The sequence below is a fragment of the Pseudescherichia sp. L3 genome (assembly GCF_024656065.1).
Lineage (GTDB): Bacteria > Pseudomonadota > Gammaproteobacteria > Enterobacterales > Enterobacteriaceae > Pseudescherichia.
This window is the reverse complement of the sequence record NZ_JANKYC010000004.1, coordinates 30,415-52,907: the sequence shown is the minus strand read 5'-3', so window position 1 is coordinate 52,907 and position 22,493 is coordinate 30,415. Positions and strand designations below refer to the sequence as shown.

The 22,493-nt window shown below is 58.1% G+C and carries 19 protein-coding genes; 6 read left to right on the top strand and 13 right to left on the bottom strand.

What is annotated here, in order from left to right:
* Positions 1-251 precede the first annotated feature (251 nt).
* The 3 genes from rpsI to zapE all read right to left on the bottom strand — a co-directional run bounded on the left by rpsI (position 252) and on the right by zapE (position 2,441).
* On the bottom strand, positions 252-644 hold the full coding sequence (rpsI, locus tag NR795_RS17670) for a 30S ribosomal protein S9 (RefSeq protein WP_003025138.1): 393 nt from the start codon (positions 642-644) through the stop codon (positions 252-254).
* 14 nt (positions 645-658) lie between these two features.
* Positions 659-1,087, bottom strand: coding sequence for a 50S ribosomal protein L13 (gene rplM, locus NR795_RS17665; protein ID WP_024551131.1), 429 nt, complete (start codon positions 1,085-1,087; stop codon positions 659-661).
* 226 nt (positions 1,088-1,313) lie between these two features.
* Positions 1,314-2,441: a cell division protein ZapE gene (gene zapE / locus NR795_RS17660; protein WP_257758894.1), complete on the bottom strand. Its 1,128-nt coding sequence runs from the start codon at positions 2,439-2,441 to the stop codon at positions 1,314-1,316.
* Between the two features lie 193 nt (positions 2,442-2,634).
* On the opposite strand from zapE, the gene zapG reads away from it, so the two are divergent.
* The 3 genes from zapG to degS all read left to right on the top strand — a co-directional run bounded on the left by zapG (position 2,635) and on the right by degS (position 5,729).
* A complete protein-coding gene (zapG, locus tag NR795_RS17655; protein ID WP_042390038.1) occupies positions 2,635-3,033 on the top strand; it encodes a Z-ring associated protein ZapG in 399 nt (132 codons plus the stop codon).
* Positions 3,034-3,202: 169 nt separating this feature from the next.
* Positions 3,203-4,573: a serine endoprotease DegQ gene (gene degQ, locus NR795_RS17650; RefSeq protein ID WP_257758893.1), complete on the top strand. Its 1,371-nt coding sequence runs from the start codon at positions 3,203-3,205 to the stop codon at positions 4,571-4,573.
* Positions 4,574-4,661: 88 nt separating this feature from the next.
* The gene (gene degS, locus NR795_RS17645) at positions 4,662-5,729 is read left to right on the top strand and encodes an outer membrane-stress sensor serine endopeptidase DegS (RefSeq protein ID WP_238082753.1); all 1,068 of its coding nucleotides are present in this window, start codon (positions 4,662-4,664) and stop codon (positions 5,727-5,729) included.
* A gap of 110 nt (positions 5,730-5,839) precedes the next feature.
* Here the strand turns inward: degS and mdh are convergent, their stop codons facing one another.
* Positions 5,840-6,778 (bottom strand): malate dehydrogenase, encoded by a 939-nt coding sequence (mdh, locus tag NR795_RS17640; protein ID WP_144817445.1) that lies wholly within the window; start codon positions 6,776-6,778, stop codon positions 5,840-5,842.
* Positions 6,779-7,201: 423 nt separating this feature from the next.
* Here mdh and argR point away from each other — a divergent pair, with 423 nt between their 5' ends.
* Both argR and yhcN read left to right on the top strand, forming a co-directional pair.
* Positions 7,202-7,672: a transcriptional regulator ArgR gene (argR, locus tag NR795_RS17635; RefSeq protein WP_042390030.1), complete on the top strand. Its 471-nt coding sequence runs from the start codon at positions 7,202-7,204 to the stop codon at positions 7,670-7,672.
* A gap of 378 nt (positions 7,673-8,050) precedes the next feature.
* Positions 8,051-8,314: a peroxide/acid stress response protein YhcN gene (gene yhcN, locus NR795_RS17630; RefSeq protein ID WP_144817444.1), complete on the top strand. Its 264-nt coding sequence runs from the start codon at positions 8,051-8,053 to the stop codon at positions 8,312-8,314.
* 83 nt (positions 8,315-8,397) lie between these two features.
* Here yhcN and NR795_RS17625 read toward each other — a convergent pair whose 3' ends face one another.
* The 5 genes from NR795_RS17625 to aaeX form a co-directional block, all read right to left on the bottom strand.
* Positions 8,398-8,676 (bottom strand): barstar family protein, encoded by a 279-nt coding sequence (locus tag NR795_RS17625; RefSeq protein WP_144817443.1) that lies wholly within the window; start codon positions 8,674-8,676, stop codon positions 8,398-8,400.
* Positions 8,677-8,721: 45 nt separating this feature from the next.
* A complete protein-coding gene (locus NR795_RS17620; RefSeq protein WP_238082751.1) occupies positions 8,722-10,176 on the bottom strand; it encodes an NAD-dependent succinate-semialdehyde dehydrogenase in 1,455 nt (484 codons plus the stop codon).
* Between the two features lie 597 nt (positions 10,177-10,773).
* Positions 10,774-12,741, bottom strand: a complete 1,968-nt coding sequence (aaeB, locus tag NR795_RS17615; RefSeq protein ID WP_257758891.1) for a p-hydroxybenzoic acid efflux pump subunit AaeB — start codon at positions 12,739-12,741, stop codon at positions 10,774-10,776.
* A 5-nt stretch (positions 12,742-12,746) separates the two neighbouring features.
* Positions 12,747-13,679, bottom strand: coding sequence for a p-hydroxybenzoic acid efflux pump subunit AaeA (gene aaeA / locus NR795_RS17610; RefSeq protein ID WP_144817440.1), 933 nt, complete (start codon positions 13,677-13,679; stop codon positions 12,747-12,749).
* Positions 13,680-13,686: 7 nt separating this feature from the next.
* A complete protein-coding gene (gene aaeX, locus NR795_RS17605; RefSeq protein ID WP_042390018.1) occupies positions 13,687-13,890 on the bottom strand; it encodes a p-hydroxybenzoic acid efflux pump operon protein AaeX in 204 nt (67 codons plus the stop codon).
* Between the two features lie 180 nt (positions 13,891-14,070).
* On the opposite strand from aaeX, the gene aaeR reads away from it, so the two are divergent.
* Positions 14,071-15,000 carry an HTH-type transcriptional activator AaeR gene (aaeR, locus tag NR795_RS17600; RefSeq protein ID WP_144817439.1) on the top strand — a complete coding sequence of 310 codons (930 nt, stop codon included), beginning with the start codon at positions 14,071-14,073 and terminating at the stop codon, positions 14,998-15,000.
* A 45-nt stretch (positions 15,001-15,045) separates the two neighbouring features.
* Here the strand turns inward: aaeR and tldD are convergent, their stop codons facing one another.
* The 4 genes from tldD to NR795_RS17580 all read right to left on the bottom strand — a co-directional run bounded on the left by tldD (position 15,046) and on the right by NR795_RS17580 (position 22,493).
* Entirely contained in the window at positions 15,046-16,491 is a 1,446-nt protein-coding gene (tldD, locus tag NR795_RS17595; protein ID WP_257758890.1) for a metalloprotease TldD, read from the bottom strand.
* 90 nt (positions 16,492-16,581) lie between these two features.
* A complete protein-coding gene (gene yhdP / locus NR795_RS17590; RefSeq protein WP_257758889.1) occupies positions 16,582-20,382 on the bottom strand; it encodes an AsmA2 domain-containing protein YhdP in 3,801 nt (1,266 codons plus the stop codon).
* A 58-nt stretch (positions 20,383-20,440) separates the two neighbouring features.
* Entirely contained in the window at positions 20,441-21,910 is a 1,470-nt protein-coding gene (rng, locus tag NR795_RS17585) for a ribonuclease G (protein ID WP_257758888.1), read from the bottom strand.
* On the bottom strand, positions 21,900-22,493 hold the full coding sequence (locus NR795_RS17580; protein WP_257758886.1) for a nucleoside triphosphate pyrophosphatase: 594 nt from the start codon (positions 22,491-22,493) through the stop codon (positions 21,900-21,902). Before NR795_RS17580 ends, rng begins: the two co-directional genes overlap by 11 nt.

Here is a 22,493-nt window from a genome sequence, read left to right as displayed (position 1 = left end):
TAAGGTCACCCATCCACCCGGAGAGACGCATTTGTGCAAAACGCAGCAAAAAATGAGCAATCCCCGGCATTTGGGCAGAAAATTGGATGATAGTTTACCAGATTTCGCGGGCTTTGTGGTGAGGGGATTCCGGAAATGCTGCAAATCAGGAAAAAATCGATGCTTGCTGTGGATATCTTATCTTTTGTCCATAAAAAAACCCGGCATAAACCGGGTTTTTGCGCCATTCGTTCTGCGTAAGCAGAAACAAATTAACGTTTGGAGAACTGAGGACGACGACGTGCTTTACGCAGACCGACTTTCTTACGTTCAACCTGACGAGCGTCACGAGTAACGAAGCCTGCTTTACGCAGTTCGCCACGCAGGGACTCGTCGTACTCCATCAGAGCGCGGGTGATACCGTGACGGATCGCACCAGCCTGACCAGAGATACCACCACCTTTAACAGTGATGTACAGATCCAGTTTCTCAACCATGTCGACCAGTTCCAGCGGCTGACGAACTACCATGCGGGCAGTTTCACGACCGAAGTACTGTTCCAGAGAACGTTGGTTGATAACGATTTTACCGCTGCCCGGTTTGATGAAAACGCGAGCTGCAGAACTTTTGCGGCGACCAGTGCCGTAGTATTGATTTTCAGCCATTGCCATAATCCCGATTAGATGTCCAGAACTTGCGGTTGCTGTGCCGCGTGGTTGTGCTCGTTACCCGCGTAAACTTTCAGTTTACGGTACATAGCACGACCCAGCGGGCCTTTTGGCAGCATGCCTTTAACCGCGATTTCAATCACACGCTCAGGACGGCGGGCAATCATCTCTTCAAAGGTCGCTTGTTTGATACCACCGATGTGGCCAGTGTGGTGATAGTACACTTTGTCAGTACGCTTGTTACCGGTTACGGCAACTTTGTCAGCGTTCAGAACGATGATGTAATCACCGGTATCTACGTGCGGAGTGTATTCCGCTTTGTGCTTACCGCGCAGGCGACGAGCCAGTTCGGTAGCCAGACGGCCCAGAGTTTTACCGGTCGCGTCAACAACATACCAGTCGCGTTTTACGGTTTCTGGTTTAGCTGTAAAAGTTTTCATTAAAAGCTTACCCAAGTAATAAGTTACACGTTGGTGAACACCCAAACGTTTAGTCAGTTGAGGCTCACACGACAAAGTCCGGCAAACCTACCCCTTCGAATAGCAAATGCCAGCACATAGAAAGTTTTGGGAAAAAAACCTTCTCGTAACGTGGGGTCGCAAGATTATAGAGAAGTCGGGGTCAAAGATCGACCCCTTTTTATACTTCGTGACGAGGTTTTCGCCTTTATCCGGCCAGGTGCTCGCGGGCTAAATAGTCCTCGCTCTGCATCTCCTGCAAACGCGACAGGCAGCGCTGGAACTCAAACTTCAGCCGCTCGCCCCGGTAGATCTCATGCAGCGCCGCGTCGGCGCTGATCACCAGCTTGACGTGGCGCTCGTAAAACTCATCTACCAACGCGATAAAGCGCCGGGCTTCGCTCTCCATCAGCGGGGTCATCACCGGGACGTCAAACAGCAGCACGGTATGGAACATCTGCGAGAGCGCAATGTAGTCATGCTGGCTGCGGGCATCGACGCACAGGGTTGTAAAAGAGACCGCGAGCGTCTGGTTCTCTACCCCCAGCGTCGGCAGCGGACGGTGGTTAATCTCAAGCGTCGGATGATTCTCCCGCTTCGCCCCGGCCAGCGCCTGCCACAGCGTCTCCATCTGCTGCGCCGTCTCGGCATTCAGCGGCGACAGCCAGAGGTGCGCCTGGGTCAGCGTGCGCAGGCGATAATCAATCCCGGCGTCAACGTTCATGATGTCGCAGTGCTGCTTGATCGCCTCGATAGCCGGCAGGAAGCGCGCGCGCTGCAGGCCGTTGCGATAGAGATTCTCCGGCGGAATATTTGACGTGGCGACCAGCGTAATGCCACGGGCAAACAGCGCCTGCATCAGGCCGCCCAGCAGCATGGCATCGGTGATATCCGAAACAAAAAACTCGTCAAAGCAGAGCACGTCGGTCTCGGCCTTAAAGCGGTCGGCAACGATCTCCAGCGGATCGCTCTGCCCCTGCAGCTGGGTTAGCTCTTCGTGCACCCGCAGCATAAAGCGGTGAAAGTGCAGCCGCTGTTTACGCGTACCCGGCAGGCTATGGTAGAAGAGATCCATCAGCCAGGTTTTCCCCCGCCCGACGCCGCCCCACATATACAGGCCCCGCACCGGCGCTGCGTTGTGCGTCTCGCGCTTGCCCAGCAGTTTACCAAACGCCGCCCGCAGTCCGCCGCCGGCAGCGGGCGTCTCGGTACGGTTCGTGAGCTGCTGATAGAGGGTCTCCAGCCGATTGACGGCCTCGCGCTGGACGTCGTCAGGCTGATGGCTGCCCTCTTTTAGGGCCAGTTGATATCGCGATGTGGGGGTAAGGCTCTGCATGATGCTATTGTTATTCCTTGATAATGAATTTGCCGCAGGTCCTGGCTGGTGAAAAAAAGGCCGCTCTACACTACGCGATGCTGTGCCAGGATTCCACTTATACGGATTTAGCGGTTATAGTGGCATAATGAGGCACAGGCAAGGAGCCTCGCCGCTTACACCCTACGGACTTACAACACAACGGGAGATGTTCATGACCTGGGAATATGCGCTAATTGGATTAGTCGTCGGCATCATTATTGGTGCTGTGGGCATGCGCTTTGGAAACCGCAAACTGCGCCAGCAGCAGGCCTTACAGTATGAGTTAGAGAAGAACAAAGCCGAGCTGGAAGAGTATCGTGAAGAGCTTACCGGCCACTTTGCCCGCAGCGCAGAGCTGCTCGATAACATGGCCCACGACTACCGTCAGCTTTATCAGCACATGGCAAAAAGCTCCAGCCAGCTGCTGCCAGAGATGTCTGCAGAGGACAATCCGTTCCGCAACCGCCTTGCCGAGTCCGAAGCCGGTAACGACCAGGCCCCGGTTCAGATGCCGCGTGACTACTCCGACAGCGCGTCGGGCCTGCTGCGCGGTGCAGCGAAGCGCGACTGATCCTGACCTACTTTTTTTTCGGGCGTACTGGCTACGCCCGCCTCTTCTTTCGCCATCCCAGCTATTATTTAATCATTATCCGCATTGTTACCCGGTTGAAAATTCAATAACATCGATCCGTTTTGGGACATTTTTTTCCTTACACTTCAGGTCACGAGAGCTTGCATCAATGAAGAAAAGAAACCCGCTGTTGAGTGCATTAGCGTTAAGTGTCGGATTATCCCTCTCGGCACCGTTCCCGGCGACGGCCTCGCTGCCCGCGCAGATCCCCGGCCAGCCGGCGCTTCCCAGCCTCGCGCCAATGCTGGAGAAGGTGCTGCCTGCGGTGGTGAGCGTGCAGGTAGAAGGCACGGCGGTCGCCCCCGAGCAAAAAATACCTGAAGAGCTGAAAAAATATTTCGGTGAAGAGCTGCCTGATGGCCAGGCCCAGCCGTTTGAAGGGCTAGGCTCCGGCGTGATCATCGACGCCGCCAAAGGCTATGTGCTGACCAATAACCACGTGATTAACCAGGCGCAGAAGATTAACGTCCAACTTAACGATGGTCGTGAGTTTGAAGCCAAGCTGATTGGCGGCGATGACCAGAGCGATATTGCCCTGTTACAGCTGCAGAACGCCACCGGGCTGACACAGATTGCCGTTGCCGACTCCGATAAGCTGCGGGTCGGTGATTTTGCCGTCGCGGTTGGTAACCCGTTTGGCCTCGGCCAGACCGCTACCTCAGGGATTATCTCGGCCCTCGGACGCAGCGGGCTCAACCTTGAGGGGCTAGAGAACTTTATTCAGACCGATGCCTCTATTAACCGCGGCAACTCCGGCGGGGCGCTGCTCAACCTCAACGGCGAGCTGATCGGCATCAACACCGCGATTCTGGCCCCAACCGGCGGCAGCATCGGCATTGGCTTTGCTATCCCCAGCAACATGGCGCAAACCCTCGCCCAGCAGCTGATCCAGTCCGGTGAAATCCAGCGCGGCCTGTTAGGTATCAAAGGCATGGAGATGAGCGCCGATATCGCCAAGGCGTTTAACCTCAACGTCCAGCGCGGGGCCTTCGTGAGCGAAGTGCTGCCCGGCTCAGGCTCAGCCAAAGCCGGGATCAAATCGGGCGACGTGATCGTCAGCCTGAACGGCAAGCCGCTGAACAGCTTTGCCGAGCTGCGCTCGCGCATCGCCACCACAGCGCCTGGCACCAAGGTCAAGCTTGGCCTGCTGCGCGATGGCAAAGGCCAGGACGTGGAAGTGACCCTGGACAAAAGCACCGCCTCCTCCGCCAGCGCGGAGACCCTCTCTCCGGCATTACAGGGCGCAAGCCTGGCCGATGGACAGCTGAAGGATAGTACTAAAGGCATCAAAGTTGAGGAGGTGGCCAAAGAGAGTCCCGCCGCCCAGGCTGGCCTGCATAAAGACGACGTGATAATCGGCGTCAACCGCGAGCGCGTGCAGTCCATCGCCGAGATGCGTAAGGTGCTGGAGACGAAGCCTACTATCATTGCGCTACACGTCGTGCGCGGTAACGATACGCTCTATTTACTCCTGCGCTAGCCCCAGACTGCCGGACATCACCGACGCTGTGTGATGTCCGGATAAGTCGTGCTATGCTGCCCGCACCCTCTTTAACGACGTCCGCATCATGTTAGTGAAGCTATTCCGATCTGTCGCTATTGGCCTCATTGTAGGTAGCCTGCTGCTGGCTGCCCTGCCCTCGCTACGTCAGCTGAGCGCCTCCGCTACCCCACAGTTTGACAGCACCGATGAAACGCCGGTGAGCTATAACCAGGCGGTGCGCCGGGCTGCACCTGCGGTGGTCAACGTCTATAACCGCAGCGCAGCCAGCTCGACCAACAATCAGCTGGAGATCCGCACCCTGGGTTCCGGGGTGATCATGGATCAGCGCGGGTATATTATTACCAACAAGCACGTGATTAACGATGCGGATCAGATCATCGTCGCGCTGCAGGACGGTCGCGTATTTGAGGCGCTGCTGGTCGGCTCCGATACGCTAACGGATCTGGCGGTGCTGAAGGTCAACGCCACCGGCGGCCTGCCGGTGATCCCTATCAACCGTCAGCGCACCCCGCACATCGGCGACGTCGTTATGGCTATCGGTAACCCCTATAACCTCGGCCAGACCATCACCCAGGGGATCATCAGCGCCACCGGCCGCATCGGTCTGAACCCGTCGGGACGGCAGAACTTCTTGCAGACCGATGCCTCCATTAACCACGGCAACTCCGGCGGCGCGCTGGTTAACTCCCTCGGCGAGCTGATGGGCATTAATACCCTCTCGTTTGATAAGAGCAACGATGGCGAAACGCCGGAAGGGATCGGCTTCGCTATCCCGTTCCAGCTGGCCACCAAGATTATGGATAAGCTGATCCGCGACGGGCGGGTGATCCGTGGCTATATCGGTATCGGCGGCAGAGAGATCGCGCCTCTGCATACTCAGGGCGGTGGGATCGATCAGATCCAGGGGATCGTGGTTAACGAGGTGGCCCCGGACGGTCCGGCGGCACGCGCAGGTATTCAGGTTAACGACGTGATTGTCTCGGTGAACGGCAAGCCAGCCATTTCGGCACTGGAGACGATGGACCAGGTGGCGGAGATCCGTCCGGGTTCGGAGATCCCGGTCGAGGTGATGCGTGAGGATAAAAAGCTGCTGCTACACGTGACGATTCAGGAGTACCCGGCTACAAACTAGCCCAGTTTTGTAGTTCCGTAGGCCCGGTAAGCATAGCGCCACCGGGCATTGCGGTAATGCCGGGTGGCGGCTTACAGCCTTACCCGGCCTACGAGAGCTACGGTTCTGAATTACTTATTCACAAACTCTTCGCCGAGCTGGATATCTTTTTTCAGCGTCTCCAGCATCCCTTCCATTGCCTGCTGCTCGAAAGCGCTCAGGGTGCCGATAGACTGGCGCTCCGCGACGCCGTTTTTACCCAGCAGCAGCGGCTGAGAGAAGAAGCGTGCGTGCTCGCCATCGCCCTCAACGTAGGCGCACTCAACGACGCCCTGTTCGCCCTGCAGGGCGCGTACCAGCGAGAGCCCAAAGCGCGCCGCCGCCTGGCCCATAGAGAGGGTTGCAGAACCGCCACCGGCTTTCGCTTCGACCACTTCCGTACCCGCGTTCTGAATACGTTTGGTCAGATCGGTCACTTCCTGCTCGGAGAAGCTAACGCCAGGGATCTGCGACAGCAGCGGCAGAATAGTGACGCCAGAGTGACCGCCGATAACCGGCACTTCAACATCACCAGGCTGCTTGCCTTTCAGCTCGGCCACAAAGGTGTTGGAGCGGATGATGTCCAGCGTGGTCACGCCAAACAGTTTGTTCTTGTCGTAAACGCCTGCTTTTTTCAGCACTTCAGCGGCGATAGCGACGGTGGTGTTCACCGGATTAGTAATAATGCCGATGCACGCCTGCGGACAGGTCTTCGCAACCTGACTCACCAGGTTTTTAACGATGCCAGCGTTGACGTTAAAGAGATCGGAGCGATCCATTCCTGGCTTACGTGCGACGCCCGCAGAGATCAGTACCACGTCTGCACCTTTCAGCGCTGGGGTAGCATCTTCGCCAGCGAAGCCCTCAATTTTAACAGCAGTAGGGATATGACTCAGGTCAACCGCCACGCCAGGGGTGACAGGTGCGATGTCGTACAGAGAGAGTTCTGAGCCTGAAGGCAGTTGGGTCTTGAGAAGTAGGGCTAGCGCCTGGCCAATACCGCCTGCCGCGCCGAGGACTGCAACTTTCATCCTAAACTCCTTATTATGATTAGCGAAATATACCGTTACTCCGTTGCTAAGGACATGACAACATGGGGTAAATGATAGCGATCATTCTGCAGAAAAAACGCGCCTCAGCTCGCTTTTAGCATCATCCACTTTCTGTTGCCCTCTCCGGCAGCATGAAAATTTCCTTCATAAAGCCAGGCATATCCCCGCAGGCGGTACAATACACCCTGTAAAGCTAGCAAAACAACAGCACTTTAATAACATTTATTTTACTTTTAATCTTATTTGTGACCCGTGACACAGGCATGTTTCTCGATAAGTTATTTTGATAAAATCCGCGGCTTTCATAACATTATTTCAGCCTTAATAGTGGCAGACTATTTGCATAAAAATTCATTTTTATGCATAATAATGTTGTTTCAATCGCCATTCTACGGGTGACTTATGCGAAGCTCGGCAAAACAAGAAGAATTAGTTAAGGCGTTCAAAGCGCTGCTTAAAGAAGAAAAGTTCAGCTCCCAGGGCGAAATCGTCCTGGCACTGCAGGAGCAAGGGTTTGATAACATTAATCAATCCAAAGTCTCCCGAATGCTGACGAAGTTCGGTGCGGTGCGTACGCGCAACGCCAAAATGGAGATGGTCTACTGCCTGCCCGCAGAGCTTGGCGTGCCGACTACCTCAAGTCCGCTGAAGAACCTGGTGCTGGACATCGACTATAACGATGCGGTGGTGGTTATCCACACCAGCCCGGGGGCCGCCCAGCTGATTGCGCGCCTGCTGGACTCATTAGGGAAATCAGAAGGCATTCTCGGCACCATCGCGGGGGACGATACCATCTTTACCACCCCTGCCAGCGGCTTTACCGTAAAGGATCTCTACGAAGCGATCCTGGTGCTGTTTGAACAAGAGCTATGATCCTCTCTCCCCTCGCACCTTAGCGAGGGGAATCTTTCTCGGTTAGCCCGTTTATCACCATAATCCACTGCCTGCGCCTTTAACAGAATGTGCGATTCTCTTTCATCTCTTTGTCATCCAGTGGATCCCACCTGCGCGATCGCACAAAATGCTAAAAAAGCGTATCCATATGATTTTCTTAGAGATAGAAATCAACACCCCCTCTTAAAACCGCATTTTTATTCTTTTACGTTATAAGAAGTTAAATTTATGTGACGTAATAACCCATGAAACCATTAGCATGGTATTAATTTTTGCGGTGATTAGTGTATACTTGATTTTGTGATGAGGGTCACGAAACAAGACCCCAGTAAATAAGAATCCGACGAGGTAAACACCATGAAAATCAAAACAACTGTAGCCGCTCTGGGCATCCTGTCTGCACTCTCTTTCGGTGCTTTCGCTGCTGACTCCATTAACGCTGATCAGGCGCAGGGCCGCCAGGCAATCGGTACGGTCTCCGTAGGCGCAGTAAGCTCCTCACCGATGGATATTCGTGATGCGCTGAATCAAAAAGCCGAAGCACAGGGCGCATCCTCTTACCGTATTATCGAAGCGCGTACCGGTGACCACTGGCACGCTACTGCAGAACTCTACAAATAAACCCTCGTCGTAGTGTTCTACGACCTTGCCCCCGCCTGTCGGGGGCTTTTTTATACCTGCTTTTTTATAACTGAAGTGTGCCTTCAGGCGCGCACGTTGAACCGCAGCATGCCGCCCAGCTCCTCTTCGGCTTCGTCAAAGAGCAGGATTAACGCGCCAAAGCGACGACGTTGTTTTTCATGCAGGTGGACAAACTCGATCTCAAGCGGCATCGGCAGAACGTTATCCTCACTGGTTACTACCTCCCACAGCGAGTCCAGATTATTCACCTTTGTCCGATCGATAGTAAAAGTGCGGCAAAATTCGCGATAAAAAGCGTCTTGATCGTCAATTTCGTCAAAATCAAACGTGTAAATAGTCATTATTAGCCACCCTGCGCGAATGGGCGGCTTGTGCCGCCCCAGTGTTTATAATCCTCCGAGATGAAGAGTTTTAACCTCCAGGTACTCTTCCAGTCCCAGTACCGACCCTTCCCGGCCTAAGCCAGACTCTTTCACTCCGCCAAATGGTCCCAGTTCGGTAGATACCGCGCACTCGTTAACCCCAATCATCCCGGCTTCCAGCGCCTGCGATACGCGGAAGACGCGCTGTAGATTCTGAGTATAGAAATAGGCTGCAAGGCCAAACGGCGTATCGTTAGCGCGATGGATCACCTCATCTTCGGTGGTAAAGCGGAAGCAGGCGGCCACCGGGCCGAAAGTCTCCTCCGCAGCCAGCTTCATGCTGTCGCTACAGTTGGTGAGCACCGTTGGCTGCCAGAAGTTTCCTCCCAGCGCGTGGGCTTTGCCGCCCGCCAGCGCCGTTGCGCCTTTGGCAATCGCATCCTCTACATGTTCGCGCACCTTGTCCACCGCCGCCGACTCGATGAGCGGCCCCACGACCACGCCCTCCTCCATACCGTTACCCACTTTCAGGGCGTTAACCCGCTCGGCGAGCTTGTTCACGAAGGCGTCATAAACGGCTTCGTGGATATAGAAACGGTTGACGCTGACGCACACCTGCCCGGCGTTACGGAATTTATTGGCAATCGCCCCCTCAACGGCGGCATCGATGTCTGCATCGTCAAAGACGATATAGGGCGCGTTGCCCCCCAGCTCCATCGACACTTTTTTCATGGTTTCAGCGGCGTTACGCACCAGCGTTTTACCCACGGCAGTAGAACCGGTGAAGGAGATTTTACGCACCTGCGGGCTGGCCATGATCGCATCGCTGATCTCAGCGGTGGTGCCCGCCACGGCATTGAGTACCCCATCCGGGACGCCCGCTTTTTTCGCCAGCTGCACAAGGGCAAAGGCGCTGAGGGGCGTATTGTTGGCGGGCTTGATGACGCCGGTACAGCCAGCCGCCAGCGCCGGACCCAGCTTGCGGGTCAGCATTGCCATCGGGAAGTTCCACGGCGTGATGGCTGCAACAACGCCAATCGGCTCGCGGGTGGCAAGAATGCGCGAGCCGGGTTTAATCGGTGGAATAATCTCGCCGTTGGCGCGCTTCGCCTCTTCGGCGAACCACTGAATAAAGCTGGCGGCGTACTCGACTTCGCCCTCCGCCTCTTTCAGCGGCTTACCCTGCTCGCTGGTCATCAGCTGTCCCAGCCAGGTTTTGTTCTCAATAATCAGCGCATACCAGCGGTAGAGAATAGCGGAGCGCTCTTTCGCGGTTTTCGCCCGCCAGGCAGGAAACGCGCGCGTGGCGGCAGCAATCGCCTCCTCGGTCTCTTTTTTGCCTGCTTTAGCGACCTTCGCTATCACCTCGCCCGTTGCCGGGTTGGTCACGTCGAAGGTGTTCTCCAGCGTTTTCCATACGCCGTCTACAAAATAGCCTGTTTGAAAAAGCGCATTGTCCTGAAGTGCCTGGGTCGCCATGCGTCCTCCCGATCCCCGTGAATGAATGACTCCGCTAAGTATAGCTACAAAAAAACCGACGCCTCTGGCGTCGCTAAGCTCTGGGGAAATGGAAGTATGTGGCCCCAGTGAATCTGTTCCGTTCACCTCATGCCGGGAACTACATATGGCGTACGTCATTCGTGAACGGGATAAGAGGGCCACCGCGGCCCCCTTATCGATCCCCGCGGCCCCGCGGGGACTCAACACCTCGCTGTGAGACCGTACTCCACAGCAACAAAGAAATCGCTGTAGGCTCGGAATTAAAGCGAGGTGTTGGGTCCGGCTGAAAATCGCCGAGGCATTCACTTCCGGCCGGGGCAGCCCGCATGGATGCGGGCTGAGGGCGTGCCTTACAGGGAAGTTACCTCACGCCCGACCCGAAAGCCGGAAGGGATAAGTCGAGGGAACCGCAAAGCGGCGATTTTCCCTGCCGGGAGCCCGGGTCGCCAGGGTGGTGGCGGCGAGCCACCCTGGCACGTTCACGTGTGCGGAATTTACAGATGAGTAAAATGTATGAAGTGAACGGAAATTACCGCAAACTCACATACCCGTCCTACCCTTTTGGCAAAACGCCAGTTAGCGAGTAGTCAGCGCAGACTGGTATTTGTGGAGCACATCTACCAGCCGTTTCACCGGATGGGTGACCTGCTCCGGTGCGTCCCAGTCGCGAAGTTTTTCCTGGTAGACCTCCAGCTCCTCCAGCAGCTGGCTGAAGTAGCGGCGGCGCGTCGTGTCGCTGCGGGCGGCAATAACGCTATCTGCCGTACGCCGTAGCTGACGGTGGAAAGCAGAGAGATCGGCATTCACCGGGATCGGCGCATCGCGAAGACGCTGGTGGGCAATAATCATGGTCAACGCCAGACGGAATTTGCCCACGTCCCCCGGGAACTTGTTCAGCAGTAAAAAGAGCTGCTGATAGAGCGCGGGCAGGTGGTTTTCTCTACGCCGTGCCGTGTTAGTGGTCAGCGCCGAGACCGCCGCCGAAACAAACTGGTTCAGCAGCACGCGGCCGGTGCGCGCCCGGGAGTTATCCCGCACCAGCAGGATCACCAGCAGAGCCAGCACGCAACCGACAATCTGCCCCAGCGCACTGTCGAGGAAGCGGTTGAACTCAAAGGTCATCGGGTTATCCAGCACGAGGATGTTGATGGTGCTCGCCAGCGCCCCAAGCGATCCCAGACGCCGCTTCTGCACCTCAATGCCGATAAAGAAGGCCAGCACCGCCAGGCTGATGCACAGCAACAGCATGCTTTGCTGGGTGGCAGGCATCACCACCAGAAAATAGAACGCCCCGATGGGCAGCGCCGCCAGCGTGCCGTAGACAAAGTCCATCGCCACCATGCGCGGGTTGGGCAGGCGCATCGCCAGCGAGGTGACCACCGCAATCATGATCATCGCCCCGCTGCCAGAGGTCCAGCCAGTCCAGAGCCAGAACAGGGTCCCTAACATACAGGAGAGCGTGGTGCGCCAGAAGTTAACCATCGCATGGTGCCGCTCTGCCGACTCCGCTTTTACCACCGCCTCGGCGCGCAGCACCTCCTCTTCGGTCGCGCTGATGCGGGTATTGCCAATTACCCCGCGCTTAAGCAGCAGAAAGCGCGTCGCTGCGCCGACCCAGCTATAGATAGTGATGGGCGTGTCGTGCTCGCCGGTCCAGGCAAGTACCCGGCGCATCCGCTTGAGCTGCTTATGCACGTCCTGCACCGTCTCTACCGGCGTGGCGAACAGCTCCCGAAACGTATCGGTGACGAGCTCTGGGCGCGACTGCTGCATCAGCCAGGTCTCACACGCCTGGGTAATCAGGGTCAGCGACAGGGTATTGATCACCTTCAGACGGCGGTTGGCCCGCGTCCAGCGCGACGACTCCATATTGAGGTTGGTACGCATCCCGTCCAGGGCATTGGTACGCCGCACCAGCGCCCCCCAGGCCTTATCCATCTCATCGCCGTCGCCATTCTGCACGCAGAGCTGCATCAGCTGGTACTGCGCCAACAGCAGGCTGTCCAGCTCACGGTCGATCTCTTGCTTCACCGAGCGCGGCGAGAAGAGCAGATCGGCCACGATAGCGCAAACGATCCCGATGACGATCTCGCTGCAGCGCTCAACGGCAAACTGTGGGGTCAGCAGCGGTTCGGCCTGCACGGTAATGACGATGATCAGCGCGGTGTAGCCCGACAGGCCCCACGCGTAGGAGTTCTCAACCCGCACCAGCGAGGAGAGCCAGGTACAGAAGCCCGCCCACAGACAGCAGACCATCAGCATCACCAGCGGGGCGCGGATCATGCCGATGATCATCACCAGCGCAGCAACGCAGCCGATAAAGGTGCCGACGATACGCAGCATGCCCCGGTAGCGGATCGCTCCCGAGTAGGGTTCGCCCCCGGCGGCAAAGGCCGGGCCAGCGGCCACAATCGCTGCCGTCAGCACCGCCCAGCGCGGCGTTTCAAGATTAAAGTGGAAGCCAACAAACAGCGCCAGCACAATGGCGCAGGCCAGCTTGATGGCAAAGCGCACGTGCTGGTTGGCGATGGAGAAAATACCCATCGTGCTTAGCCCATCTCACGCAGACGGTGGGCCAGCTTGCGGAAGAAGGAGTCCTGGCTGGCGTCCCGGTCTTTCTCCCCGGTGATCACCACCGTCGCGGTGGTGCCCGCCGGCCACAGGTTGCCCGGCTGGCTGTCGAGGCGGATACGCACCGGCACGCGCTGTGCCAGACGGACCCACTCCAGGTTAGAGTCGATGGTCGCCATCCCTTTGGCATCGCGGCTGCTGCTGGCGTTGGTCACCCCGGCGGCGATGCTGTCCACCGTGCCTTTCAGCACCTGGTTACTGCCAAGCGGCGTAATTTCGGTGCGATAGCCGGGACGCACGCCCTCCAGCTTGGTCTCTTCCATATAGGCCAGCACGTAGAAGGAGTCATGTTTTACCAGCGCCACCGCCGTTGAACCACGGGTGATAAACTCGCCGGTATAGACGTTAAGGTTGGTTACCCAACCGGCGGACGGGGCGCGGATCACCGTGCGCTCCAGGTCCAGCTTCGCCATATCGCGCGTGGCTTCGGCTTTTGCCAGCTGGTGAAGCACGGTTTGCAGGACGTTATTCGCCTGGTCAATCTCTTCCCGGGACATCGCCTGGATGCCGAGCTTATTACGCCGTCCGGCTTCCCGGCGTTTTTCCGTAGCCAGCGCCTGGTAGTAAGCGACATCCGCCTCGGCCTCCTCCAGCGCTTTCTGGTAGCGCGGCTGGTCGATGGTAAACAGCACCTGGTCTTTCTGCACCAGCTGGTTATCATGGACCTTCACATCGGTGATAAGCCCGGCGACGTCAGGGGCAATCGCCACCACGTCGGCGCTAAAGCGGGCGTCGCGCGTCCACGGCGACTCGGTGTAGTAGACCCAGGCACGAAAAATAGCGATGAAAGCCAGTATCACCAGAATCACGGTGATAGCGGTACGAGAGATATTTTTTATAAACGTTTTCACATCAACCTCAGACGAACAGGCGCGACAATAAATAGAACAGGCAGCAGTAGAGAGCTGTATTAAACAGCGCTGGATGCCAGACAAAATCGTAGATCCCGGTCGGGATCAGCACGCGGCGCACCAGCCAAAAGAGGGCCAGCGATAACAGTAGCTCGAAGAATATCGGCGGGAACGACAGGCCGAAGACCACGATAACGGGAAACAGACTCATGTTAACCTTGATTAGAGAGCGTGCAGGCGATGGTTTATTATTCACGTCACCGCAGGAATAAGGGCCGGAGAGGCCGGGCGAGAGTGACGTGTCTGTTACTTAGCTAACAGTATTTTACCGTAACTGTTATGTTGTTATCTATATTGTGTTATCTAAATCACTTTTAAGCCAGAGTGAACAATGGAAAGATTAAAACGTATGTCGGTGTTCGCCAAAGTGGTTGAGCTAGGATCGTTCACCGCCGCTGCCCGACAACTCCAGATGAGCGTCTCCTCCATCAGCCAGATCGTCGCCAGACTGGAAGACGAGCTGCAGGTTAAGCTGCTCAACCGCAGCACCCGCAGCCTGGCCCTGACCGAAGCGGGCAAGATCTACTACCAGGGCTGCCGTCGGATGCTGCACGAGGCGCAGGACGTGCATGAACAGCTCTATGCCTTTAACAATACCCCTATCGGTACCCTGCGCATCGGCTGCTCGTCTACCATGGCGCAGAACGTGCTGGCCAAAATGACCGCCGAGATGCTGCGCGACTACCCTGGCCTGTCGGTGGATCTGGTCACCGGGATCCCTGCCCCGGATCTGATTGCCGATGGGCTGGACGTGGTGATCCGCGTGGGCGCGCTACAGGATTCGAGTCTCTTCTCCCGGCGTCTAGGGGCCATGCCGATGGTGGTCTGCGCCGCAAAAAGCTATCTGACGCAGTACGGCGTACCTGAAAAGCCAGCCGATCTCGCTAATCACTCCTGGCTTGAGTATAGCGTGCGCCCCGACAATGAGTTTGAGCTGATCGCCCCGGAGGGACTGTCGACGAAGATCGTTCCCCAGGGACGCTTTGTCACCAACGATCCCATGACCCTGACCCGCTGGCTGACGGTGGGCGCAGGGGTGGCCTACGTCCCGCTGATGTGGGTGATCGACGAGATCAACCGTGGCACGCTGGAGATCCTCTTCCCGCGCTACCAGTCGGATCCGCGTCCGGTGTATGCCCTCTATACCGAGAAGGATAAGCTGCCGCTGAAGGTGCAGGTCTGTATCGATGCGCTGACAAACTACTTTGTGGAGGTGTCGCAGGTGTTTCAGACCATGCGCGGACGCGCAAAAGAGAAGTGAGGGATTTCCTGCCGGCTATCACCGGCAGGAAGAGGCGAGCAGGCCTTACGCCGTGCCGCCGACGGTTAGGTTGTCTACCTTCAGCGTTGGCTGGCCGACGCCCACCGGCAGGCTCTGCCCCTCTTTACCGCAGACGCCGACGCCGCTGTCGAGCTTGAGATCGTTGCCGACCATGGAGATCTGCTGCATGGCTTCGATGCCGGAGCCGATCAGGGTTGCCCCTTTCACCGGCGTCGTCACCTTGCCGTTCTCAATCAGGTAGGCTTCCGAGGTAGAGAAGACAAACTTACCAGAGGTGATATCCACCTGGCCGCCACCAAAGTTCGGGGCAAAGATCCCGTACTCCACCGACTCGATGATCTCCTGCGGAGTCGATTTCCCGGCCAGCATATAGGTGTTGGTCATACGCGGCATCGGCAGATGCGCGTAGGATTCACGACGGCCGTTGCCGGTCGGTGCCACGCCCATCAGGCGCGCGTTGAGCTTGTCCTGCATGTAGCCTTTCAGGATACCGTTTTCGATCAGCACGTTGTACTGACCCGGCGTGCCTTCATCATCGATAGAGATTGAGCCACGGCGGTTCATCATGGTGCCGTCATCAACCACGGTGCACAGCTTGGAGGCCACCAGCTCGCCCATCTGGCCACTGAACACTGAGGTGCCGCGACGGTTAAAGTCCCCTTCCAGACCGTGACCTACCGCCTCGTGCAGCAGCACGCCCGGCCAGCCCGCGCCCAGCACCACCGGCAGGGTACCCGCCGGAGCCGCCACCGCAGAGAGATTCACCAGCGCCATGCGTACCGCCTCTTTGGCCCAGGCGTCCGCCCGCGCTTCGCCGTCAGCGTCGCTGAGGAACCACTCGTAGCCAAAACGACCGCCGCCGCCGCTGGAGCCGCGCTCGCGTTTACCGTCATCTTCCACCTGTACGCTGACCGACAGGCGTACCAGCGGGCGAACGTCCGCCGCCAGCGTGCCGTCGGTGGCCGCCACAAGGATCAGCTCATAGACGCCGGTCAGGCTGGCGGTGACTTCCTGCACGCGCTTGTCGGCAGCACGGGCCACGTTGTTAACCCGGCGCAGGATGTCCAGCTTCTCTTCACGGCTCATGCCCTGAAGCGGATCGACGCTGGTATAAAGGGCGCTATGCTCAACTGCACCGAGGGTCTGCACCCGGCCATCACCGGCGTCGCGGACGATGGTGCGCGCAGCCTGGGCGCTCTGCTCCAGGGCCAGCAAACTGATCTGATCGGCATAGGCAAAGCCGGTCTTCTCGCCGCTGACGGCACGCACGCCTACGCCCTGGTCGATATGGTAGGAGCCATCTTTAATAATGTTATCTTCTAAAACCCAGGATTCGTGATAGCTCGACTGGAAATAGAGGTCGCCGTAGTCGAGACGGCGCTCGGCCAACTGGCCGAGGATGGAAAACAGATCCTGATGGCTCAGGCCGTTTGCCGCGAGTAATTGTTCACTAACCAGGTTCAAACTCATCGTTTTGCTACTCTCAGGTTGCCGCGCGTTGCGGTTATAAATTTCACTCTATTGAGAGTGAGGCAATTCGCTCAACTCGTCAAATCATTGCTATTTCGCGGGCGGGGTTCGCGGCTGGCGCAGCACTTCGTTGATCTGCGGTTTATCCATCGGGCCGCTGATGTGGTAGCGCAGAATAGAGACCTTGCTCCACAGCGGCCCCAGCACCTTGCTGGCGGCAAACACCGCTGCGCCAACGATCGGGTTAACGGCGAACGCGGCCGCGACGCCAACGGTGGCAGAGATCTCTGGGGCGACGACGGCCTCTACGTCCAGCTCCCGGCGCACCAGATTGACCGATCCCTTCATGGCGATATCCGCCTCAAGGCCGTCCACCAGCGTATCGTCGGTATGCAGAACGCCATCTTTGATCCACGCCGTGCTGCGGATAGAGTCAAAGTAAAAGCCTTCGCTAAAGGTGTCGCTGAAGTCAAAGCGCAGCTTACGCAGCAGGGCGTCAAAGCTCAGCAGACGCAGCAGCTGCCCGGCACGGCCAGTACTGACGTCGGCGATCTGCCCCTTGCCGAGGCGGGTATGCAGCACGCCGTTAAGAGAGGCCACATCCGGCTGCCACGGGGTATCACGCCAGTGGAGATCGTAATCCGCATCGACCGACGCATCACGCATAGGCGTGGTTACGCCAAAGAACTCCGTGGCCGAATCAATCTTATTCGCCCGCAGCTTACCTTTAATGGACGTGCGCTCGGCACCGCTGCGGTTAACCCACTCGCCGTCGGCGGTCAGGCGGGCGAAGCCGCTGTCCACCAGGCCGTTGGCCAGGGAGAGCGTATCGCCCTTGATGGTAAAATCACCCTCAATGCGGCCATATTTCTGTCCCCACAGCCAGCACTCGGCGCAGCGCAGCTGAAGATCGGGCCAGCCGCTGAAATCGATCCGCGTCTTGCCGGTCAGCAAAGCTTTTGGCGACAGCGGCTCGCTGGTTACCGGGGTCGGGTTGTAGTAGAGATAGCGAATGGCGGCGGTCCAGGGCCTGTTATCCGCCATTGTCAGCGCCGCCGCGATCTCGCGCCCCTGTACGTCGACTTTCGTGCCGCCCGCCACGGGCTGCGTCTCAAGGCTGACGTTGTTCCACTGCTGGCCGCCAAGGGTGAGCGCCGGGGTGCGCAGGGTAATTGCCTGCGGGAAAGCCGTAGCGCTGCTGACGTTGCTGGCCACGCCCTGCTGGAATAGCCCCAGCCACTGCGCGCCGTCCAGCGGCGGCAGGTTCAGCTCGACGCCGCTTTGCGCCGGCAGCGGCGGAATGGTCTGGCTCTCTGAGGCCCAGATGGCGCGGTCCAGGGTCAGCTTTTGATTCAGCAGCCAGCGACTATTGAAATGGTTATCGCTGCCCGCAGCCCCGGTCAAATCGAAGCTGCGCAGATTGCCCGTCACGTTCAACTTCACCGGCAGAGACTGGCCTGCTGGTTTATTCAGCGGCGAGGGGAGTCGGCTGGCGAGATTTTTCAGGTCGCCTTTAATATCCACGTTATAGCGTGCACCTGCGTTGTAAGGCAGCTCAATGCCGACCTTGCCGTTCCACGCTACGCTGCCGCTGAGGGCATCGTTGACCTGTTTTGGCAGGACGCCGGTGCGGGCGGGCTGCCAGTTTGCATTCATGTCGATCGCCACCTCGTAGGCCTTTTTGCCTTCGGTGGTGGAGAAGTTGACGTTGAGCGGCTGATTAAACCAGCTGGCGGTCAGCGGCTCGCTCTGCAGGTTGCCGTTCACGAAGCTGAAGTTGCCGTTGAGATTGTGCAGGGTGCTGTTCAGCGGCTTGATAAACAAGCTGTTATCCCGCAGCCTCACCTCGCCTTTGGCCGTGGTAATCTCGCCGTCCAGCGGAATATCGAGATGTAAGCGAGCGCTCACATCGCCATCAAGCTGAAGCTCGTCAAGGGTCGCGCCAAGAGAGTCCTTCAGCGGCGTCTCGTTGAAGTACGGCCCAACCTCTTTGCCCGGACCATTGATGTCAGCATCAATCAGCAGCTTCTCTTCTCGGTAGTCTGGGATCGCCGCCGCCAGGTTGCGCGCCTGCACCCCGCCGAGGCTGACCTCATCGCTCTTCATAAACAGGCCGTCGTTGAGGAAATCCAGCTCGATGTCGAAATTCTTTAGCGCTGGCCAGCCGGGCTGGAAGGCGTACACCGCATTGTGCAGCGGCACCAGCACCTCAAACTGCCCTTCATTGTGCTTGTAAGGGAAGAGATGCGGATTACCGCCGTAGACCAGCGTGGCGTTATCCACCTGGCCGCCCTGAATAGCCCCGCTCAGGTAGTCCACCAGCGCTTTGCCCATCAGGTTTTCCGGGAAATAACGCCACGCCTGCCCGGCGTCGTTAGTGCTAATCCCAGCGAGGATCCCCAGCCACGGCTCGTCGTGGGTCGGCTTGAGATAGCGGAAATCACCCCTGGCACGCAGGCCGGTGGCCTCAATATCCAGCTGGCGGCCATCCAGCTGGAAGCCATCGCTGTTATTCAGCCAGTTAAGGGTCGCCACCCCTTTTTTGATCTCCAGCGGAGCACGGAACACGGTTTTATAAGGCATGGTGGCCTGGGTCACCTCAGCCGTTAGCCGGCCATCCTCCGCGCTGCCGCTCAGGGTTCCGGCCAGATGCTGGACGCCCGGCAGCATCTTCCACTGCTGCCAGGAGAGATCCTGCCAGCGTGCCTGGAAGCGCGTTTTATCCGTGGCCTGAAGCGGAATATCTAGTGCCAGCTGCTCAATCTGCCCGGCAGGCTGCATCGCTCGCCAGATCTCACCCAGCGCGGGAGAGAATTTTTCAGCAATTGGCAGCAGACCATCCAGGCCGCTAAGCTCAAGGTGATTGGCGCGCACGCGCAGCTCATCGCTACGGGTGTTGTTTACGCCACCTACCGTCTGCTCGGGGATCCACGCCAGGGTCAGCGCCCCCTTCGGCCAGGGTTTATTATCCAGCGTGACGCGGGTAGAGGGGATAGCGAACTGCCAGCCTTGCTCCCCTGTCCGGGTCACGTGCGCCGTCAGATTATCCACGCTCAGACGGTGCGTTTTCGCCTCGCCCTGCCAGCTTGCGCCGCCCTTTTTCAGCAACACATCGCCGCTGGCGATCTCGCCTTTGCTGACGGTCATCCACCCTTCAAGACTGAAGCGGGCGCTATCAAGGGCAACGTTATCCTGCATCCATTTGCCTAACCACGGCTTAACGTCGACGTCATCCGCCTGAAGCCACAGGCGTCCGTTACTGAGCAGGCCATTGTCGTCCCGCAGATCCATCCGCACCTGCATCACGCCGTGCTGGCCGGTGAGGCTGGAGAGGCTCACCTGCCCCTCGGCCCGGTGGCGTGCGCTGTCGTTAAGCCAGGTAAGCTGAGGGATCGCCAGTTCGGCCCGCTGGCCGGAAGGGGTCAAGAAGCTGATATCGCTGTCGCGCAGATCGAAGTGGTCGAACTGGCGTAGAAAGAGATCGCTGAGACGGTTGCCTTCGATGTCCTGCTGGCTGTCGCCCTGCTGTATTGGGGTATTGGTGTAGACGCGCAGCCGGTAGAAGGTGAGATCGCGAAACTGCCAGCGCAGATGCAGCAGGCTCTGCCAGACGTCCAGGGCCAGGGTAACGCGCTTAACCGAGAATTCACCGCCGTCGCTCAGGCCAGCGCTGATATCGCGCACCTCAACCTGCGGGCCGAAGTTTTGCCAGTTGGCCTCAATGTAGCTGGCGTTGATCGGCATTCCCGTGGCCGCCTCAATCTTTGCCAGCAGCGCCGGACGCCAGGTATTGAGATGCGGCAGCACAAGACGCAGGCCACTCACCAGCAGCGCGACGATGACAATCAACGTTGCGGCAGTCAGCAGCAGTATCCCAGGCAATCGCCTCACGCATCTCTCCTTGTCAGCCAAAAAACAGGCCTTGCTCGTGTCGCAGCATGCTGCGTAATTACATCATTACCACGTCGAACTGCTCCTGGTTATAGAGCGGCTCAATTTGTACTTTTACCTGTTTGCCAACAAAGATCTCCACTTCTGCCAGCGCATGGGACTCGTCGCTTTTTAGCGCTTCTGCCACTGCAGGAGAAGCATAGACTAAGAATCGATCGGAATCGTAGGCGTGATGCACACGAACGATCTCCCGCATGATCTCATAGCAGACGGTCTCTACCGTTTTGACCGTCCCGCGCCCGTGGCAGGTTGGGCACTCGTTGCAGAGCACGTGTTCCACGCTCTCCCGGGTGCGTTTGCGGGTCATCTCCACCAGGCCAAGCTGGGAGAAGCCGTTGATGCTGGTTTTGACCCGATCCTTGCTCAGCGCCTGCTCCAGGGAGTGCAGCACCCGGCGGCGGTGATCCTCATTACTCATATCGATAAAGTCGATAATGATAATGCCGCCAAGGTTGCGCAGGCGCAGCTGGCGGGCAATGGCCTGGGTCGCTTCAATATTGGTGTTGAAGATAGTGTCGTCGAGATTGCGATGTCCCACAAACGCGCCGGTATTGATATCGACGGTGGTCATCGCTTCGGTCTGATCGATAATCAGGTAGCCGCCGGACTTCAGCTCAACCTTGCGCTCCAGCGCGCGTTGGATCTCATTCTCTACGTCGAAGAGATCGAAGATCGGCTGCCGCCCGCTGTAGTGCTCCAGCTTGCTGGTCATCTCCGGAATGTATTCCGCAGTGAACTCCATCAGGGCGTCAAAGGTCAGGCGCGAGTCGACGCGGATGCGGTCGAGCTGGGCATCGGCAAAGTCGCGCAGCACCCGCTGGGCAAGAGCCAGCTCGCCGTACATCTGGTAGCGGGTCTGGGGACGCTTTTTACGTTCCATCACCTTGGTCCAGACGCGCTTCAGGTAGGCCGCATCCGAGGCGAGATCCTCTTCGCAGACGCCCTCGGCCGCCGTACGGATGATAAAACCGCCCTGCTCGTCGCAGTACTCCGCGACGATCTTTTTCAGCCGCTCGCGCTCGTTTTCGCTTTCAATACGCTGGGAGACGCCCACGTGGGAGGCCCCCGGCATAAAGACCAGGTAGCGCGAGGGCAGCGTAATATCGGTGGTCAGGCGTGCGCCCTTGGTGCCCAACGGATCTTTGACGACCTGCACCATCAGATCCTGGCCCTGGCGCACCAGCTCAGAGATATCGCGCACGGTGAAGTTTTTCTGCTCTTCGCCGGCGACGCACTCGGTATGGGGCATGATATCGGAGGCGTGGAGGAAAGCCGCCTTATCGAGACCAATATCTACAAAAGCCGCCTGCATGCCCGGCAGGACCCGGCTCACGCGCCCTTTGTAGATATTGCCGACGATACCGCGCCGCGCTTCGCGCTCGATGTGGATCTCCTGCAGAATGCCGCCGTCAATATAGGCGACGCGCGTCTCCGATGGCGTTATGTTCACCAGCAATTCAGCCGTCATGTTTATCCCTTCCCTCACGCAGTGCGTTAAAATCGCTTATCAGTTCGCCGGTCTCTACCAGCGGCAGGCCAACTACAGCATAGTAGCTGCCGTTGATGCGGCGAACAAAGCAGCCGCCCAGCCCCTGGATACCATACGCACCTGCTTTATCCATCGGTTCGCCGCTGGCAATGTAGGCCTCTATTTCGTGCTCAGCCAGCACCTTAAAGGTGACGTCGGTAACCACGAGGCGCTCCAGCACCCGCTGGCTGTCAGCCAGCGCAACGGCGGTCATCACCTGGTGAGTCTGTCCCGAAAGCTGGCGCAGCATTGCAGCAGCATGGTGGGTATCTCTGGGTTTTTCAAGCACTTCACCGTTTACGATGACAATGGTATCGGCCCCCAGCACCGGCAGATCCCGCGCGGCCAGCGCAACGCCAGCCTGGGCTTTCTCCCGCGCCAGGCGCACCACATACTGCTGGGCGCTCTCCTGGGCATGGCGCTGCTCCTCCACGCCCGGAATAATGCGCTCAAAAGAGACGCCGAGCTGGGTGAGCAGCTCCTGACGGCGTGGTGAACCAGAAGCAAGATAGAGATCTGTCAT

Excerpts from the sequence above, each read along its gene's own strand:
- rpsI (WP_003025138.1), bottom strand. The coding sequence starts at position 644 with ATGGCTGAAAATCAATACTACGGCACTGGTCGCCGCAAAAGTTCTGCA.
- rplM (WP_024551131.1), bottom strand. The coding sequence starts at position 1,087 with ATGAAAACTTTTACAGCTAAACCAGAAACCGTAAAACGCGACTGGTAT.
- zapE (WP_257758894.1), bottom strand. The coding sequence starts at position 2,441 with ATGCAGAGCCTTACCCCCACATCGCGATATCAACTGGCCCTAAAAGAG.
- zapG (WP_042390038.1), top strand. The coding sequence starts at position 2,635 with ATGACCTGGGAATATGCGCTAATTGGATTAGTCGTCGGCATCATTATT.
- degQ (WP_257758893.1), top strand. The coding sequence starts at position 3,203 with ATGAAGAAAAGAAACCCGCTGTTGAGTGCATTAGCGTTAAGTGTCGGA.
- degS (WP_238082753.1), top strand. The coding sequence starts at position 4,662 with ATGTTAGTGAAGCTATTCCGATCTGTCGCTATTGGCCTCATTGTAGGT.
- mdh (WP_144817445.1), bottom strand. The coding sequence starts at position 6,778 with ATGAAAGTTGCAGTCCTCGGCGCGGCAGGCGGTATTGGCCAGGCGCTA.
- argR (WP_042390030.1), top strand. The coding sequence starts at position 7,202 with ATGCGAAGCTCGGCAAAACAAGAAGAATTAGTTAAGGCGTTCAAAGCG.
- yhcN (WP_144817444.1), top strand. The coding sequence starts at position 8,051 with ATGAAAATCAAAACAACTGTAGCCGCTCTGGGCATCCTGTCTGCACTC.
- NR795_RS17625 (WP_144817443.1), bottom strand. The coding sequence starts at position 8,676 with ATGACTATTTACACGTTTGATTTTGACGAAATTGACGATCAAGACGCT.
- NR795_RS17620 (WP_238082751.1), bottom strand. The coding sequence starts at position 10,176 with ATGGCGACCCAGGCACTTCAGGACAATGCGCTTTTTCAAACAGGCTAT.
- aaeB (WP_257758891.1), bottom strand. The coding sequence starts at position 12,741 with ATGGGTATTTTCTCCATCGCCAACCAGCACGTGCGCTTTGCCATCAAG.
- aaeX (WP_042390018.1), bottom strand. The coding sequence starts at position 13,890 with ATGAGTCTGTTTCCCGTTATCGTGGTCTTCGGCCTGTCGTTCCCGCCG.
- aaeR (WP_144817439.1), top strand. The coding sequence starts at position 14,071 with ATGGAAAGATTAAAACGTATGTCGGTGTTCGCCAAAGTGGTTGAGCTA.
- tldD (WP_257758890.1), bottom strand. The coding sequence starts at position 16,491 with ATGAGTTTGAACCTGGTTAGTGAACAATTACTCGCGGCAAACGGCCTG.
- rng (WP_257758888.1), bottom strand. The coding sequence starts at position 21,910 with ATGACGGCTGAATTGCTGGTGAACATAACGCCATCGGAGACGCGCGTC.
- NR795_RS17580 (WP_257758886.1), bottom strand. The coding sequence starts at position 22,493 with ATGACAGATCTCTATCTTGCTTCTGGTTCACCACGCCGTCAGGAGCTG.